The following is a 16,726-nucleotide window of genomic DNA, read 5'->3' on the forward strand; positions in this document are numbered from 1 at the left end:
GCCGAGGCATGTGGGCTGACAGAGTGCGAGTGGGCGGACGAACTCGCCGGCCTCGGCTGCCGACGATCCGTCGCGGTCGCGATGGCGGCTCGTGCCTGGCGTTCTGTCCTGGCGACGCCCCGACGAGTTGCACGGCCCGCCTGCGCCGCACGATCAACGGTACCGCGTTCGGCCAGGAGGTTGATCCACGCCTCCTGCGCGTTGACGGTCCCCCGGATCTTGGTCCGGCCGAAGGGTGAGCCCCCGGGTCTCATTCGGCGGCCTCTCGGGCCGCCGCCGAGGCGAATTCCTGGGGCGTCCGCCACCCCAGGGCTTTGTGAGGGCGGCTCTCGTTGGACTGCCGTCGCCACGCCTCGATCTTGGCCCGGGCATCGGCCAACGACGAGAACCAGTTCGCTTTCAGGCACTCGTCGCGCAGGCGACCGTTGAACGACGAGACCAGCGCATTGTCGGTCGGCTTGCCAGGACGCGAGAAGTCCAGCGTGACGCCGGTCTCGTACGCCCCGATCTCGTCCTGCCGGGCCACGGAGGGGACGTCTCGCGCAAGGTCGCCGGCAGCCAGGTCGCGCGTCACGGCCGTGAGGGCCCCCACGCGCCGGGCGACCGCCCGACCGATCAGCGCGGCCAGGAGGGCGACCATGCCGGCGGCCGCAACGACACGCTCGAGGAGGCTGAGCCGGGCGGCCCTCCGGGCGGCCCTCACCTGGCCGGCCGTGTCGTCGGCGTAGACGCCCGATCCGATGATCCAGCCCCAGGGCTCGAAGCCCTGCACGTAGGAGATCTTGTCGACCGGCCGGCGCTCGCCCGGCTTCGCCCGAAGGTACGGCACGAACCCTGCTCCGGCCTTGCGGACCGTGTCCACCATGTCGCGGAACAGCGCCTTGCCGGTCGGGTCGAGGGTCTTGGTGAGGTCGGCTCCGTCCAGGTCGGGCCTGAGGGGATGCGCGATCATGCGGGGGTGCATGTCTTTGATCCAGAAATACTCCTTGCCGTCGCAGCGCATGGCCCTGAGGGCCGCCACGGCGAGAGCCTGGGCCTGCTCGCGGGTCATCTTGCCGGCCCTCTCCTGGTCCGCGAAGCCGGCGACGGCGCCGTGGGCCGCCTCGACCAGCTGGCGCGCCTCGACCAGCTGGCGCGCCTCGACCAGCTGGCGCGCCTTGGCCATCCGGGCCTCGACGACGCTGTCGCGCAGGGCGAGCCCGGCGAGGGCGATGACGACGCCGATCCCGACGAGAGCGGCGGCGGGAATGGCGTGGAGCTGTGCCCTGATCCCGAGCTGCACCGGATCCTCCCCCTGAATGCCCGCCTTTGCGACGGATGCAGGCCTGAGAAGATGCCGTGTCTACACTTATATCTTCTTGGCAGGGCGCTTTCTCATTTAATGCAGGGCGCAAACACACAGCACATCCGAAGCCCTGAAGGAATTTCGGCTTATGTCATTCGGACGAGACTGGCGCAAACGCGGCCGCACCAGCGGATGTGGGCCGTTGGATCCACGCACCCGGCTCGCCGCTGCGGCTCCGGGATGCGGTGAGAACCACCATCGCGGCCCATCGTTGCTCCAGCGCTCAATGGGATCGCAGAAATCCAGCTTAGATAGATTGTTCTAACTCTTTCTGCGGCCAAAGATCGAATTAGAAGGCAAATATGAGCTGAAGGACAGTCACGATTTAGGCAAAGTTTACGTTCTCCTGCTCTGACAAGGGTCAGAACGGCAAGACAGAGTACGATGATATTCGAAAAGGCGGCGGCCATGCTCCTTGAGAATGACGAGGCGCGCGACGCCTGCGACGATGGGACGGGGACGGAACAGGGCAATGCTGCCCTCCTCCCGGCCGTCCTGGAGACCATGGATCAGGGTCTCATGATGATCGACGCCGAGGGTGTCGTGCGCGTCTGCAACGGCCGCGTCATCGAGATGCTCGATCTGCCTCCCGAGATGATGCGGGCGCAGCCCAGCTTCGACCAGGTGCGCCAGTACCAGCTCGGTCGGGATGAGTTCCGCCGCTCTCCGAAGGAATTCCGCCAGTGGGTCGCGGATACCGGATTGAGGCCGCGCCACCACGTCTACGAGCGGGAGCGACCCAACGGCCGCATCCTGGAAATCCGCACCGTGCCCCTCCCCGGGGGCGGCGCCGTCCGCACCTACACCGACATCACCGACCGCAAGCGCGCCGAGCAGCAGGTCGCCGCCAGCGAGGCCCGCTACCGCGCCCTCGCCGACGGCCTGCCGCAGATGGTCTGGGTCATGCGCGCCAGCGATGGCGAGTTGCTCTACCGCAACGCGCGCTTCGCGCACTACTACGGCGAGATCGGCACCGCGCGGGGGGAGCGCGTGGAGCGCAGCCACCCCGACGACGCCGCGCGGGTCGCGGCGGAGTGGGCGCGGTGCCGGGCCGAGGGCTGCCCCTTCGAGATCGAGGTGCGCCTGCGCCGCCACGACGGCGTCCATCGCTGGCACAAGCTCGTCAAGATCCCGGTGCGCCACGCGGGCGAGACGGTGGAGTTCCTCGGCACCGCCCTCGACATCGAGGAGATCGTCGCTGGTCGCGAGGCCCTGCGGGTCACGACCGACCGGCTGCGCCTCGCCCAGGAGGCGGCCGGTGCTGGCCTGTTCGACTGGAGCCTGATCGACGGCAGCGCCCTGCTCTCGCCGGAGACGCTGCGGCTGTTCAACCTGCCCGAGGACCGCGCGACGCGGGTCACGCAGGCGGAGTGGGCTGCCGCCATGCACCCGGACGACCTGCCGGTGCTGGCGGCCGAGACCCGGCGGGCGGTCGCCACCGGCACGACCCTGCGAGTCGAGTTCCGAATTCCCCTGCCGGACGGGTCCGATCGCTGGATCATGGGCACGGGCCGGGTGATGGCGGACGGGGATGGGCGCGCCGTCCGCGTGGTCGGCATCAGCATCGACGTCACGGACCGCAAGAGGGCCGAGCAGGCGCGGCAGGCCAGCGAGGCCGCGCTGCGGGTCAGCGAGGAGCGCCTCGCCCTCGCCCTGGAGAGCGGCAGCGACGGCCTGTGGGACTGCGACCTCACCACCGGCACGTCCTGGGTCTCCGACCAGTGGCTGACGATGCTCGGGTACCGGAAGGGTGAGCTCGACGCGGGCTACGAGACGTGGCTGCGCCTGCTGCACCCGGACGACAGGGAGGCGGTGCTGGCGCGCGTGCGCGACCACCTGGAGGGCCGCACACCGAGCTACGAGTGCGAGCAGCGCATGCGCCGCAAGGACGGCGGCTGGGCCTGGATCCTGGAACGCGGCAAGGTCGTCTCGCGGGCGCCGGACGGCACCGCCCGGAGGGTGGTGGGCACCCACATCGACATCACCGCGCGCAAGGAGGCCGAGGCGCGGGTCACCCACATGGCCCGCCACGACACCCTCACGGACCTGCCCAACCGGGCGCTCTTCCGCGAGCGCCTGGAGCAGCGGCTGGCCGAGATCCGCCGCCACGGCGGGCACTGCGTGCTGCTGGCGCTCGACCTCGACGCCTTCAAGGCCGTGAACGACAGCCTCGGTCACCTCGCGGGCGACGCCCTGCTGCGCGAGATCGCCCGGCGGTTTCGGTCGGTGCTGCGCGCGGAGGACACCGTCGCCCGGCTCGGCGGCGACGAGTTCGCGATCCTTCTCGGCGGCACGCCCCGCCTGGAGAGCGTCATGGACTTCGCCGAGCGGCTGGTCGCGTCCGTGCGCGAGCCGGTCACGCTGGAGGGGCAGCAGGTCGGCGTCGGCGTGAGCATCGGCATCGCGATCGGCCCCGAGCACGGGGAGGATGCCGACACGCTGTTCCGGCACGCCGACCGCGCGCTCTACCGCGCGAAGAGCGACGGGCGGAACACCTTCCGGTTCTTCGAGCCCGCGATGGACAGGGCGGCCGAGGAGCGCCGCCGGCTCGAACTCGACCTGCAGCTCGCCCTGCGGCGCGGCGAGTTCGTGCTGCACTACCAGCCGGTCCTCGACGTCGCCTCCCGGGCGATCGTCGCGGTCGAGGCGCTGGTGCGCTGGAACCACCCGACCCGTGGCCAGCTCGGCCCGGGCGTGTTCATCCCCCTCGCGGAGGAGACGGGTCTGATCGTGGCGCTCGGCGAGTGGGTGCTGCGGACCGCCACCCGGGACGCGCGGCACCTGCCGGAGCACGTGCGGGTGGCGGTCAACATCTCCGCAGTCCAGGTCCGGCACGCCAGCCTCGGGCAGACCGTGCGGGCGGCCCTCGACGCCGCCGCGCTCTCTCCGGACCGACTGGAGCTCGAGATCACCGAGAGCGTGCTGATGGGCGACAGCAGCCTGGTGCGGGACGCGCTGTCCGGGCTGCGCGAGCTCGGGACCCATCTGGCGCTGGACGATTTCGGGACGGGGTACTCGTCCCTGAGCTACTTGCGGCAGTACCCGTTCGATCGGCTCAAGGTGGACCGCTCGTTCATCGCCTCGATCCCGGACCAGGGGACGGTGACGATCCTGCGGGCGATCGTCGGCCTGGGCACGGGGCTCGGCATGACCGTGACGGCCGAGGGTGTGGAGACGCCCGCGCAGTTCGCCTTCGTGGAGGCCGAGGGCTGCGCGCAGGTGCAGGGCTACCTGACCGGCAAGCCGCAGCCCCTCCCTGACCTGCTGGCGACCCTTGAGGGACGCAACGACCAGCCTCCTCTGCAGGACACCTTTCCGCCCTCGCCGACACTGAAACCTCGCTCGCCGAAAGCCGTTGAGCCACTGACCCGCAGGCCGTGAGCATGCGTCAGCGTCGGTCGCCTCGCGGCTTGCAGGAGATCATCCTCAACAGCTGGAGGACTTCGAGCATGGCGCGCAATCCTCTCACTCCCTTCTCCGGCGGCCTGATCGGGGGCGGTGACCCCTTCCTGTCTCTCCACCGCGAGATGAACCGGCTGTTCGACGACGTCTTTCGCGGCGCCAGCCTGCCGGCCTCCGGAGGTCAGGGCACGGGCGCGGGCGGCTTCATCGCCGCCCACATCAACGTGTCGGAGACCGACAAGGAGATCCGGGTGACCGCCGAGCTGCCCGGCGTGACGGACAAGGACATCGACGTCAGCCTCGATGACAACGTGCTGACGATCCGGGGCGAGAAGAAGTTCGAGCAGAGTCAGGGTGGCGAGAAGGAGAACTTCCATTTCGTCGAGCGCTCCTACGGCACCTTCCAGCGCTCGCTGCGGCTGCCCTTCCCTGTTGATCCGGAGCAGGTCAAGGCCAGCTTCGAGCACGGCGTGCTCACGATTGCTCTGCCCAAGACCGCGCAACAGGAGCGCTCGCGCAGGATCCAGGTCCAGAGTGCCGGAGGCCCGCAGGGCGGCGGGTCGGGCGGCCAGGGCATGAGCGAGGCCCAGGGCACCTCCCCGCAGAGCAGCCAGGGCGGATCCGGAGCCTAGAGCCGTGGCCGGCCCGCGCGGTGCGGGCCGGTAAGGCCACGCCGAAGACCTGATCCGCTGTCCGGACGATCACGTCCGGACAGCGGATGATCCGGGATCTGGTTGATCGAAGCGGATCCCGGATCACAAGCCCGCGCGGCGCCTGAGCGCGGCGCCTGAGCGAAGCCCACATCCGCATGGCGACGCAATCCGTCGGATGTCGGATGATAGTGTGAACGGCTCCTGCCACACGTGCCGAAGTGCCGGGGTAAGATCGTTCGTTCGGATCTCAGGAGCCGTTCATGGTACATGTTGAGCACTGCCGGCCTCGGTCCGACGAACAAGGTCATGCAGATCCACGGCATCAATGATCACGGCGGCGTCGCCCTCAAGATCGACTTGAATTCGCTGAAACCGATGGCGATCGCGAGGAATACGGCTGTGATCGGATGCTCTGCGAGCCGAGCATCTCACTCCCGAAGGGGCCGGATCGAGACCGATCAAGAGCGATGGGTCACTCGGTCCCGGGTGGCGGCCTGCGAGCCCGACGGCCTCCTCGAACGCGCTGTCGCGATGGCGCGGAAGTGCTGATATATCAAAATGCTCGCAACCGCGGCGAAGAAGCACCACACTGATATATAAGTTAATGGATAGAAATATTTTGAACCAATAAGGATTAGCACGTTGCCGAGGCCCATCATAATGATCATTCGATGACTGGAAAGGAGCAACGGAATGCTGATCCCGGCCAAGTAGATGTATTCGATTCCGGCGATCCGACTGAAGTCGCTGTGGTAGAAAATGCTGTGACCGAGGACGTTGGCCCGGTAGGGTGAACTGATCATGCCGAACAAGAGATAGGCCGCCACGGCCAGCCCATACGGAATGAAGAGGCTGATGAACCTGCGGCGGCGAAAGTCTACCTCTGCGAGAGCTGCGCTGATCGGGATGAGCACCGGCCATATCACCTCCGCGAAGGCCAGGAAGGCATGGGTCAAGGCTGCGGTGATCAAACCACCCGTCTGAGTTTCAAGCCGAAGCCAAAGGGCGCCTTCAACCCACTGTTGGAGTCCGAAGGCGAGGGGAATGGCCGCGAGCGGCACTTGCCGCCACGCCTGCGCCCGCGCCAATGTCACGGCACCGAGGGAAATCAGGGCCGCACCGGCCGTAAAGCTTGCTGTTGCCGAAAAGCACATCCGGAGGGCCGCCTCTGCCGTACATCTGGCGCCATGCTCGCGGGATCCTCCGAGCTGGCATTGATTTCGATTAATGGCGGTGATCAAGCGCTGCGGGCGGTGCAAGGAGGCCGAACAGGTCGTGGCCCTGCCCCGGTTCGTGGTCCGGGGCCTGTGCAAGTTCTCGGGCGAAACAGGGCCGTCCCCACGTCGCGGATCCGCCCAGGGAGCGTCGCCGAGACGCGCAGACGGGGGTGGGGCTATCGATCTGCCGGACCATCGCGGAGGCCCATGGTGGGCCTCTCACGGCCGAGCGCAACAGAGCCGGCGGGGCGACGTTCCGGTTGGCGCTGCCGGCCGTGACCGAACGAGAGCTGATCGATGCCGGTTAGAGCGGTCGTGCACGCCGTCGATGGCCCGGAGGCGATGCGGGAGTGCGTGGCGTTCCTGCTCGCCGCGCAAGGGTTTGCGGCAGGCAACGCGACGGCGCGGAGCTGGTGCTTGCCGCCCCACCGGATTGATGATCGGCTGCATGGTTTCCGGCATTCGCCCGCTCGCTCCGCGAGGGGGCCGGTTCCTCATGGCGGCATACGCCATCCGGTTGATGGCTTCGCCATCTCCGATTTCGGCCATGCGGATGTCGGCTTCGCTCAGGCGCCGCGCTCAGGCGCCGCGCGGGCGCGCGATCCGGGATCCGCTTCGATCAAGCCGATCCCGGATCAGGGGGCAGTATGTCGTGACGCCTGACGATAGCGATGACCGATGTCGCATGTCAGGCGCAGATGTCCTGGAAGAGGTAGAAGCCTAACCGGTCGGCCGCCTCGCGGGCAGCCCAGGGCTGAAAGCCGACCGGCACGTCTGCCTCGCTGCGGGCCGTGTAGCCGTAGGACCAGTTCTCTGGCGCGAGAAAGGCCGGCACCGGCATGTCTTCACGGACAGCGCAGCACACGCCCGGTTTGTGCTTGCGCAGAAATACATTGTAAGCGTCGCGCAGCTGATCTTGTGCCAGCATGGCGTCCTCCCTTGCTCCCTCGGCTCGGCTATTCGAGCGGCCTGAGACCCGCCGCTCATTGATCCAGCGCAAACGGATCCAGCAGGATGCGCGCCACGGGACCTATGTAGAAACCCCTAAGGGATGTCGCGGAATTTTCAGATCGAGAGGTTGTCTGCCACACGTCTGTCGACTCACCCCAGCAGGTCACGCGCGCCTCGGTCTCACGGCCGCGCAGGCCGAGGGAGCACCGGCGATGGTCCTGAAGCACTCCGGCCTCATCGCCTTTGCGGCAAGAGCGGCGCTCGGAGCGGCCGCGATCGTCGCCGCCGCAGATCCTGGCATTCGGATCGCTTACTCGGATGGAGCAGTGCAGGCGCGTGTCGAAAAGGCGGCGCGGCAAACGGACCGGGTGATCCGCGCCAGGATGATCGAGGCGGCCCAGCACTCCGAGCTCCAAGTCGGGCAGGTGACCGGCGGTGATGGGACCAGCGCCCGCGGGCGAATGGTCGTGGCTTCCCACGCGCAGTGAGAAGGCTGGACAGCCATGGTGTTTCCCGATGCATCGCTCCTCGACGAAGCGGCTGAGGAACTCGCATTCCTGAGGACCGTCCTTCGGTCGAGCCGGCCAAGTCCCGCTTCCACGCCCAGGGCTGGAAAGGCGGGAGCGGTCTCTGATGCGCGTGCACTCGAGCTCGCGGCCGACCGCGATCTGGGTCGTGTCCCTGACGGCGGTGTAGCGCGACGCTAACGAGGCAGCCGGCCCGCGCGCCCGTCACAGCTCTGCGCCCGCGAGACCGGCACGTCGACCTGCCGCAGCTTGGCCACGACCTCCTCCGGCTCGCGCTTCCTCGTTCCCATCGCGCCCGTCCTCCGGCCCAAAGCCATGATTCGGACCGGACCACTCCGACGGCGGCTGAGCGGGGGCGGTGGCCGGTGTTAGTGTTCAATCGATAAATAAGCATTGACAGGATCTCCCGCTGCCGTCAGTTTATCACTTGATAAATGACTGCGGCCCGGGCCGGTGCATTGCGGCGCCCGCCCACCATGGAGGAACGTCATGGCCATTCGGACGGGGTCCGCCGGCAGGCGGGCGATCATCGTCGGCGGCTCCCTGGGAGGGCTGTTCGCGGCCCTGCTGCTGCGCCGGGTCGGCTGGCAGGCCGAGATCTACGAGCGTGTCGGCGCCGAGCTCTCCGGCCGCGGCGCCGGGATCGTCACCCACGCGGAGCTGTTCGACGCCCTCGAGCGGGCCGGCATCGAGCGGGGGCGGGCCGAGATCGGCGTGGCGGTGGCGGGGCGCCGGGTCCTGGCCCGTGACGGAAGCATCCTCGCCGAACGGGCCCTGCCGCAGGTGCTCACCGCCTGGGGCCACCTCTACACCCTCCTCCGGCGGGCCCTGCCCGACAGCTGCTACCATCGGGCCCGCGGCCTCGTGCGGGTCGAGGAGGGCCCCGAGGCGGTCACGGCCCATTTCGCGGACGGCTCCACCGCGCGCGGCGACCTCCTGATCGGGGCCGACGGCATCGGCTCGGCGGTGCGGGCGCAGTTCGCGCCCGAGGCGGCGCCCCTCTACGCCGGCTACGTCGCCTGGCGGGGACTCGTCGAGGAGGCGGACCTGTCGGGGGAGACGCGCGCCGCGCTCTGCGACCATTTCTGCTTCGCGCTGCCGCACGGGGAGCAGATCCTCGGCTACCCCGTCGCCGGGGCGGGCGACGCGACCGTGCCGGGCCGGCGCCGCTTCAACTTCGTCTGGTACCGGCCGGCCGCTCCGGAGACCGGGCTGAGGACGCTCCTCACCGACCTCGACGGGGTGACGCACCCGCTCTCGATCCCGCCGAACCGGATCCGTCCGGAGGTCACGGCCGCGATGCGGCGGGACGCGCGCCGGCTCCTCGCGCCCGCCTTCGCCGAGGTGGTGGAGCGCACGGCGCAGCCCTTCCTGCAGGCGATCCAGGACCTTGAGACGCCCCGCATGGTGCTCGGGCGCCGCGCCGTGATCCTGGGCGACGCCGCCTTCGTGGCGCGGCCCCATGTCGGCATGGGCGTGACCAAGGCCGCCGGGGACGCGCGCGCCCTCGCGGAGGCGCTCGACGCCCACCCGCACGACCTCGCGGCGGCCCTCGGCCAGTTCGAGCGGGCGCGCCTCGCGCCCAGCCGCGCCGTGGTCCGGCGGGCGCGGGAACTCGGCGCCTTCATGCAGGCGCAACTCCTCACGCCGCGGGAGCGGGCGCTCGCCGAGCGCCACCGTGCTCCCGAGGCCGTCATGGCCGAGACGGCCGTGGCGACCGGGCTCGCGGCCTGAGCAACGATCACCACAGCAGGAGGGACGACACCATGGAGATCGAGCGGATCGCGGGCCATCCGGCCTTCCGCCGGCTCGCCTTCGAGCGCGGCTGCCTCGGCCTCGGCCTCGCGGCGGCGATGGCGGGGGCCTACTTCACCTACATCCTCACCATCGCGTTCCGCCCGGCCCTCCTCGGCCTGCCGGTCGCCGAGGGCTCCGCGATCAGCTGGGGCATCGTCGCCGGGGTGGGACTCCTCGGCCTCGGCTTCCTGCTGACGGCGATCTACGTGCTCGTCGCCAATACCCGCCTCGACGCCCTGAGCCGCCGCCTGCAGGAGGACCTGCGATGAGGCCGCGCCTCCTCCCGGCCCTGGTGCCGCTCGCCCTCGCGGCGGGACCGGCGGCGGCCGACGCGCTGTCGGGCCCGTCGAGCCGCCAGGCCCTGAACCCGGTCGCCATCGGCCTGTTCCTCGCCTTCGTGGCCGTGACCCTCGCCGTCACAATCCGGGCGGCCCGGCGCGGCACCCGCACGGCGAGCGACTTCTACGCCGCGGGCGGCTCGCTCGGCGGCGTCCAGAACGGGCTCGCCATCGCGGGCGACTACACGTCCGCGGCCACGTTCCTCGGAGTGACGGCGCTCGTCTACGGCTCGGGCTACGACGGGATGATCTACGCGGTCGGCTTCCTGGTCGGCTTCCCGATGATCCTGTTCCTGATCGCCGAACCCCTGCGCAATCTCGGCCGCTACACCTTCGCGGACGTGGCCGCCTACCGGCTCGCCGAGATCCCCGTGCGGCTGGTGGCGGGGCTCAACACCCTGGTGATCGTGCTCCTCTACCTGATCGCCCAGATGGTCGGGGCCGGCAAGCTGATCGAGCTCCTGTTCGGCCTGCCCTACGCCACGGCGGTGGCGCTGGTGGGCGTGCTGATGATGCTCTACGTCGCCTTCGGCGGCATGCGGGCGACCACCTGGGTGCAGATCATCAAGGCGGTGCTCCTGCTTGCCGGGACGGCGCTGATGGCGGCGCTCATCCTCGCCCGGTTCGGCTTCAGCCTGGAGGCCCTGTTCGCGCGGGCCATCGCGCTGCATCCCAAGAGCCGCGCCATCATGGCGCCGGGCGGGCTCGTGCGGGATCCGGTCTCCGCGCTCTCGCTCGGCCTTGCGCTGATCTTCGGCACCGCCGGCCTGCCGCACATCCTGATGCGGTTCTTCACCGTGGCGGATGCGCGCGAGGCGCGGCTCTCGGTGCTGGTCGCCACCGGCTTCATCACGGTGTTCTACACGCTGCTCTTCGTGCTCGGCTTCGGGGCGATCGCCCTCGTGCTCGGCGAGCCCGCCTTCACGGACGCGGCCGGCCGCCTGATCGGCGGCCCGAACATGGTGGCGCTTCACCTCGCCGACCGGCTCGGGGGCGCCCCGCTCCTCGGCTTCATCTCGGCCGTCGCCTTCGCGACCATCCTGGCGGTGGTCTCCGGGCTCGCGATCGCCGGGGCCTCGGCGGCGAGCCACGACCTCTACGCCCGCGTCCTGCGGCGCGGCCGGGCGAGCGAGGCGGAGGAGGTGCGCGTCTCGAAGGGCGCGGCGGTGGCGATCAGCCTCGCCGCCATGGCCCTCGGCCTCGCCTTCGAGAACCAGAACATCGCCTTCCTGGTCGGGCTCGTCTTCGCCATCGCGGCGAGCGCCAATTTCCCGGTGATCGTGCTCTCGGTCTCCTGGCCGGGGCTGACCACGCGGGGAGCCGTCGCGGGCTCGCTCGCCGGGCTCCTGTGCGCGCTCGGCCTGATGATCCTCGGCCCGGGCGTCTGGACCGCCGTGCTCGGCCTCGGGGCGGCCCCGTTCCCCTACGACAACCCCGCGCTCTTCTCCGTGCCGCTCGCCTTCGTGACCGCGGTGGCGGTCTCGCGCCTCGACCGCAGCGCGGCCGCCCGCGCCGTCCGCGCGGCCTACCGCGCCCAGCACGTCACCGCCCAGACCGGCTTCGACCGGCCCCGGCCGGTCGCCGCCCACTGACCGAGGAGGACCCATGACCGAATCCCCCGCCCATGCCTGGCCCGCGCCGCCGGCCGACTGGCCCGAGGCCCTGCGCCGGGACTTCGCCGACCGCGCCGGCAACGGGCAGGTCGGCAGCCGGCTCGTCTCCGAGACCGACCGCGTCCGCGTCTGGCTCCTGACCCTGAGGCCCGGCGAGCGGATCGGCTTCCACACCCACGTCCTCGATTATTTCTGGACCGCCATCACCGCAGGGCGCGCCCGCTCGCATTACGGGGACGGGCGGGTCGCGGAGGTGTCCTACGCCCCCGGCGACACGCGGCACCATCGCTACGCGCGGGGCGCCTTCATGGTCCACGACCTGGAGAATATCGGCGACACCGACCTCGTGTTCACCACGGTGGAATTCCTCGACAGCGCCAACCCGCCCCTGCCGCTCGGTCGCGACGCGGCCATCGCGGTCCCGGCCGGGCGGTGACCGGCCGGTCAGCCCCCTCGGCCGCGCAGCCCGCGCGGCCCCGCCCCGGCCCGGTGGTCTTCCCGCGACGCCGCGTGGTAACCTGCCGCCGTGGATGCGACGACGAAATTCGTGACGGCCCCCCGACGCCCGTCCGCGGCGCAGCGCGCCCCGGTCCGCGCGGGCGAGGCGGGGCGCCGGCGCCTGAGCCCGGCCCAGCGCGAGGAGGAGATCGTCCGCGAGGCGGTCGGGTTCTTCGCCGAGTTCGGCTTCGAGGGCCAGACCCGGGAACTCGCCAAGCGGCTGAACATCACGCAGCCGCTCCTCTACCGCTACTTCCCGACCAAGGACGCCCTGGTCGAGCGCGTGTACCAGGAGGTGTTCCTGCGCCGCTGGAACCCGGCCTGGGAGGAGGCCGTCCAGGACGCCTCCCGCCCCCTGCGCGAGCGGCTGACCGCCTTCTATACCGATTACGCCAGCGTCATTCTCACCTACGAGTGGATCCGCCTGTTCATGTTTGCCGGGCTCAAGGGCCTGGACTTCAACACGCGCTATCTGGATCTGCTGCGGGAGAGGATTTTTTCGGTCATCATCGGACAGTTGCGCGAGGAGTTCGGCAGGCGCCCGCTCGCGGACAAGCCGGCCACGCCGCTCGAGATCGAGGCGATCTGGAGCCTGCATGCCGGCATCTTCTATCTCGGCGTGCGCAAGTTCATCTACAGCATGCCGGTCGACGACATCCCGGCCATCGTCGGCATGAAGGTTAAGATGTTCCTCGACGGCGCGGCCTCGGTGATCGGCGTCGAGGAGGACGCGCCCTGCGCCCGGTGAGGCGGTCCGCGGCCGGGTCGGGATCGGGGCGCGGGCGGCGCCGCGCCCCGGGAGGCCGGTGAGGGCGCGTCGCGCGTGGGCGCGGGAGAGCGCTTTCGGACAAGATGACATGGCTCTGGTTGTCTCTCGGAAGCTCGTCCGGGGAGAGAATCCCGTGATGGCGACGGGCCGCCATGGTGCCGGAATCGATGATGCCGGGGCCGCGCCGCACGGCGCCGGCTGAATCTGCGGGACGAGGAGGCGCGGATCGCCGGGCTGCGGGCCGACCTCGTGGGATCCGGCCGCCGCCAGGGGGCTGCCGGCCTGACCGGGGCGGCCCGGTGGCTCGGGCGCGACTCGGTTGCACGCTGCCGCGTTGCGACCACGAACGTGTCACAGTGCTCCTCGCGAGACCGTGAGGAGTATCGGCGTGAACGCCTGCAGCCTGCCGCCCGAGCCGCCCGACCACCCCTTCATCCCGGGTGGCAGCGAACTCGGCGCGCTCGTGCGCGCCCACGATTGGGCGGCGACTCCCCTCGGGCCCCTCGAAACCTGGCCCCAGAGCCTGCGCACCGCGGTCGGGATCGTGCTGCTCTCGCCCGTGCCCATCGTGATGCTGTGGGGCGAGGACGGCATCATGATCTACAACGACGCCTACTCGGTCTTCGCCGGGGGACGGCACCCGCAGCTCCTCGGCTCCAAGGTGCGCGAGGGCTGGCCCGAGGTCGCCGATTTCAACGACCACGTCATGAAGGTGGGGCTCTCCGGCGGCACGCTCGCCTACAAGAACCAGGAACTGACCCTGCACCGCTACGGCCGGCCCGAGCAGGTCTGGATGGACCTGGACTACTCGCCGATCCTCGACGAGCGCGGCCGGCCCGCCGGGGTCGTCGCCATCGTGGTCGAGACCAGCGAGCGCGTGCGGGCGGAGCGCCGCGAGGCCTTCCTGGCCGGGCTCGCCGACGCGCTGCGCGACCTCGCCGACCCGCTCGCCGTGCGGGAGGCCGCGACCCGCAGCCTCGGCCTCCATCTCGGCGCGGACCGCGTCGGCTACGGCGAGGTGAGCGACGCGGACGGCGCCCCGCGCCTGACCATCGCGCAGGATTGGTGCGCGCAGGGCGTCGCCTCCATCGCCGGCCAGCACGACATGACCCGCTACGCCTCCGCCTTCCTGGCGGATTTCCTGGCCGGCCGGACGGTCGTGTTCGAGGACATGCGCAGCGATCCCCGGACCGCCGGCCAATCCTCGGAGGCGGCCCACGCGCGCCTCGCCGTCCGGGCGCAGATCGTCGTGCCGCTGGTCAAGGCCGGGCGCCTCTCGGCCGTCCTCTTCGTCCACTCGGTCGAGGCCCGGCCCTGGTCGGCCGACGACGTGTCGCTGGTCGGGGAGGTGGCCGAGCGCACCTGGGCCGCCGTCGAGCGGGCCCGGGCCGAGCGCATGGTCCAGGAGCGCAACGCGCGGCTGGAGATCCTCGCCGAGGCGATCGAGCGCGCGCCCGCGGCGCGCACGCTGGGCGAGCTGATGGAGATCGTGGGGGCCGCGGCGCGGCGCCTGTCGGGGGCGGACGGCGTCACGGTCGTGCTGCGCCGGGGCGAGCAGTGCTTCTACGCCATCGAGGACGCGGTGCAGCCGCTCTGGAAGGGACGCCGCTTCCCGCTCGTCTCCTGCATCTCGGGCTGGGCCATGCTCAACCGCCGGACCGCGATCGTGGCGGATGTGCGCGCGGATTCCCGCGTGCCGCAGGATCTCTACACGCCCACCTTCGTGCGCAGTCTCGTGATGGTGCCGATCCTGGCGGACGGCGAGGCGACCGCCGCCATCGGCGCCTACTGGCCGGAGGTCCATCGGCCGCCCGAGGGCGAGGTCGCGACGCTGGAGGCGCTCGCGCGCACGGCGGGCGCGGTGCTGCGGCGCCTCGACGCCGAGGAGGCGCTGCGCCGCCTCAACGAGACCCTGGAGACGCAGGTCGCCGAGCGCACCGCCGACCGGGACCGCATGTGGCGGCTCTCGACCGACGTGATGCTGGTGGCCCGCTTCGACGCCACGATCACGGCCGTGAACCCGGCCTGGACGACCCTGTTCGGCTGGCGCGAGGACGACCTCGTGGGCGGCCGGTTCACGGATTTCGTCCACCCGGAGGACAGGGAGGCGACGCGGGAGGAGGTCGGCCGGCTCTCCGAGGGGCTGACGACGCTGCGCTTCGTCAACCGCTACCGGCACCGGGACGGCAGCTACCGCTGGCTGTCCTGGACCGCGGTGCCGGACGAGGGGCTGATCCACGCGGTCGGCCGGGACATCACCGTCCAGCGCGCCCAGGGCGAGGCCCTGGCCAAGACCGAGGAGGCGCTCCGGCAGGCTCAGAAGATGGAGGCGGTGGGCCAGCTCACCGGCGGCCTCGCCCACGACTTCAACAACCTGCTCACCGGCATCGCCGGCTCCCTCGAATTGCTGCAGACGCGCGTGGCGCAGGGCCGGACGGGCGAGCTCGACCGCTACATCGAGGCGGCGCAGGGGGCCGCCAGGCGCGCCGCGGCGCTCACTCACCGGCTCCTCGCCTTCTCGCGGCGCCAGACCCTCGCCCCCAAGCCCACCGACGTGAACCGGCTCGTGGCGGGCATGGAGGAGCTGATCCGGCGCAGCATCGGCCCGGCGATCGCCCTGGAGATCCTGGCCGGGGACGGCCTCTGGCCGATCCTGGTCGATCCGAGCCAGCTCGAGAACGCGCTGCTGAACCTGTGCATCAATGCCCGCGACGCGATGCCGGACGGGGGCCGCATCACGATCGAGACCTCCAATGCCTGGCTCGACGAGGAGGCGGCCCGCCCGCTCGATGTCCCGGCGGGCGAGTACCTGCTCCTGTGCGTGACGGATACCGGCACCGGCATGCCGCCCGACGTGATGACCAAGGTCTTCGACCCGTTCTTCACGACGAAGCCCCTCGGCGAGGGCACGGGGCTCGGCCTGTCGATGATCTACGGCTTCGTCCGGCAATCCGGCGGGCAGGTGCGGATCGCCTCCACCCTCGGCCAGGGCACGACGATGGGCCTCTACCTGCCGCGGCACCGCGGCGAGGCGGAGGCGCCCGAAGCCTCGCCCGCCCTCGCCGTCGCCCCCCGGGCCGGGCAGGGCGAGACGGTGCTGATCGTCGACGACGAGCCGAGCGTGCGCATGCTCGTCACCGAGGTGCTGGAGGATCTCGGCTACGTCGCCATCGAGGCGGCGGACGGGCCGTCGGGCCTGAAGGTGCTGCAATCCGGCGCGCGCATCGACCTCCTGATCACCGATGTGGGGCTGCCCGGCGGCATGAACGGCCGGCAGGTCGCCGACGCGGCCCGGGTCACCCGCCCGGACCTCAGGGTGCTGTTCATCACGGGCTACGCGGAATCGGCGGCGATCGGCCGGGGGCTGCAGGAGGCCGGCATGGCGATCCTGACCAAGCCGTTCGTCATGGACACGCTCGCGAGCCGCATCAAGGACCTCATCTCCGGCCAGGGCTGATCCCGACGGTGACGGGAAACGACCGTCGGTTCCGTTGTCGAATCGTCGTCCCGAGGCGTCGGCTTCGTTCGCCGTCGACGGCAGAGCGGCGTCGCCGATCGCGGTCCTGGGCGCCGCCGCGCGGGGAGGGACGCGTCACGGTCGGCCCTCACGGTCGGC

Annotated in this window: 12 protein-coding genes and 3 pseudogenes; 11 read left to right on the forward strand and 4 right to left on the reverse strand. The window is 70.7% G+C overall.

All coding sequences use genetic code 11. The annotated features are described in order from the left end of the window. Positions 1-250: 250 nt before the first annotated feature. Together QA634_RS19815 and QA634_RS19820 are read right to left on the reverse strand one after the other, a co-directional pair. Positions 251-502 (reverse strand): annotated as a pseudogene (locus tag QA634_RS19815) (integrase core domain-containing protein); the annotation flags it as partial. 51 nt (positions 503-553) lie between these two features. Continuing rightward, a pseudogene (locus QA634_RS19820) lies at positions 554-1,165 on the reverse strand (cache domain-containing protein); the annotation flags it as partial. Positions 1,166-1,753: 588 nt separating this feature from the next. Here QA634_RS19820 and QA634_RS19825 point away from each other — a divergent pair. Then, positions 1,754-4,726: an EAL domain-containing protein gene (locus QA634_RS19825; protein ID WP_012333666.1), complete on the forward strand. Its 2,973-nt coding sequence runs from the start codon at positions 1,754-1,756 to the stop codon at positions 4,724-4,726. A gap of 29 nt (positions 4,727-4,755) precedes the next feature. Further along, a complete protein-coding gene (locus tag QA634_RS19830) occupies positions 4,756-5,379 on the forward strand; it encodes an Hsp20/alpha crystallin family protein (protein ID WP_265576383.1) in 624 nt (207 codons plus the stop codon). 479 nt (positions 5,380-5,858) lie between these two features. Here the strand turns inward: QA634_RS19830 and QA634_RS19835 are convergent, their stop codons facing one another. Continuing rightward, complete coding sequence (locus tag QA634_RS19835; RefSeq protein WP_265576384.1) at positions 5,859-6,641, reverse strand: DUF6629 family protein; 783 nt, start codon at positions 6,639-6,641, stop codon at positions 5,859-5,861. Positions 6,642-6,784: 143 nt separating this feature from the next. Between QA634_RS19835 and QA634_RS19840 the strand changes: the two are divergent. Together QA634_RS19840 and QA634_RS19845 are read left to right on the forward strand one after the other, a co-directional pair. After that, positions 6,785-6,925, forward strand: a pseudogene (locus tag QA634_RS19840) (ATP-binding protein); the annotation flags it as partial. A gap of 7 nt (positions 6,926-6,932) precedes the next feature. Further along, the gene (locus tag QA634_RS19845; RefSeq protein ID WP_150108699.1) at positions 6,933-7,280 is read left to right on the forward strand and encodes a hypothetical protein; all 348 of its coding nucleotides are present in this window, start codon (positions 6,933-6,935) and stop codon (positions 7,278-7,280) included. 25 nt (positions 7,281-7,305) lie between these two features. On the opposite strand, the gene QA634_RS19850 is transcribed toward QA634_RS19845, so the two are convergent. Further along, a complete protein-coding gene (locus QA634_RS19850; protein ID WP_012333669.1) occupies positions 7,306-7,545 on the reverse strand; it encodes a hypothetical protein in 240 nt (79 codons plus the stop codon). Between the two features lie 235 nt (positions 7,546-7,780). Here QA634_RS19850 and QA634_RS19855 point away from each other — a divergent pair, with 235 nt between their 5' ends. The 7 genes from QA634_RS19855 to QA634_RS19885 all read left to right on the forward strand — a co-directional run bounded on the left by QA634_RS19855 (position 7,781) and on the right by QA634_RS19885 (position 16,567). Continuing rightward, positions 7,781-8,056: a hypothetical protein gene (locus tag QA634_RS19855; protein ID WP_012333670.1), complete on the forward strand. Its 276-nt coding sequence runs from the start codon at positions 7,781-7,783 to the stop codon at positions 8,054-8,056. 528 nt (positions 8,057-8,584) lie between these two features. Continuing rightward, positions 8,585-9,829, forward strand: a complete 1,245-nt coding sequence (locus QA634_RS19860) for an FAD binding domain-containing protein (protein WP_012333671.1) — start codon at positions 8,585-8,587, stop codon at positions 9,827-9,829. Between the two features lie 32 nt (positions 9,830-9,861). After that, positions 9,862-10,161, forward strand: coding sequence for a DUF485 domain-containing protein (locus QA634_RS19865; RefSeq protein WP_012333672.1), 300 nt, complete (start codon positions 9,862-9,864; stop codon positions 10,159-10,161). Next, a complete protein-coding gene (gene actP / locus QA634_RS19870; protein ID WP_012333673.1) occupies positions 10,158-11,822 on the forward strand; it encodes a cation/acetate symporter ActP in 1,665 nt (554 codons plus the stop codon). The genes QA634_RS19865 and actP overlap by 4 nt, the downstream gene beginning before the upstream one ends. Before the next feature lie 13 nt (positions 11,823-11,835). After that, entirely contained in the window at positions 11,836-12,279 is a 444-nt protein-coding gene (locus tag QA634_RS19875) for a hypothetical protein (RefSeq protein WP_012333674.1), read from the forward strand. A gap of 111 nt (positions 12,280-12,390) precedes the next feature. Continuing rightward, positions 12,391-13,089, forward strand: a complete 699-nt coding sequence (locus QA634_RS19880; protein ID WP_018259910.1) for a TetR/AcrR family transcriptional regulator — start codon at positions 12,391-12,393, stop codon at positions 13,087-13,089. A gap of 409 nt (positions 13,090-13,498) precedes the next feature. Then, complete coding sequence (locus tag QA634_RS19885; protein WP_012333676.1) at positions 13,499-16,567, forward strand: GAF domain-containing hybrid sensor histidine kinase/response regulator; 3,069 nt, start codon at positions 13,499-13,501, stop codon at positions 16,565-16,567. Positions 16,568-16,726: the final 159 nt, after the last annotated feature.

It is taken from the genome of Methylobacterium sp. CB376 (assembly GCF_029714205.1).
Classification (GTDB): Bacteria; Pseudomonadota; Alphaproteobacteria; order Rhizobiales; family Beijerinckiaceae; genus Methylobacterium.

Coding starts and splice junctions, on each gene's coding strand:
- QA634_RS19850 (WP_012333669.1), bottom strand. CDS start 7,545: ATGCTGGCACAAGATCAGCTGCGCGACGCTTACAATGTATTTCTGCGC.
- QA634_RS19875 (WP_012333674.1), top strand. CDS start 11,836: ATGACCGAATCCCCCGCCCATGCCTGGCCCGCGCCGCCGGCCGACTGG.
- QA634_RS19825 (WP_012333666.1), top strand. CDS start 1,754: ATGCTCCTTGAGAATGACGAGGCGCGCGACGCCTGCGACGATGGGACG.
- QA634_RS19855 (WP_012333670.1), top strand. CDS start 7,781: ATGGTCCTGAAGCACTCCGGCCTCATCGCCTTTGCGGCAAGAGCGGCG.
- actP (WP_012333673.1), top strand. CDS start 10,158: ATGAGGCCGCGCCTCCTCCCGGCCCTGGTGCCGCTCGCCCTCGCGGCG.
- QA634_RS19860 (WP_012333671.1), top strand. CDS start 8,585: ATGGCCATTCGGACGGGGTCCGCCGGCAGGCGGGCGATCATCGTCGGC.
- QA634_RS19865 (WP_012333672.1), top strand. CDS start 9,862: ATGGAGATCGAGCGGATCGCGGGCCATCCGGCCTTCCGCCGGCTCGCC.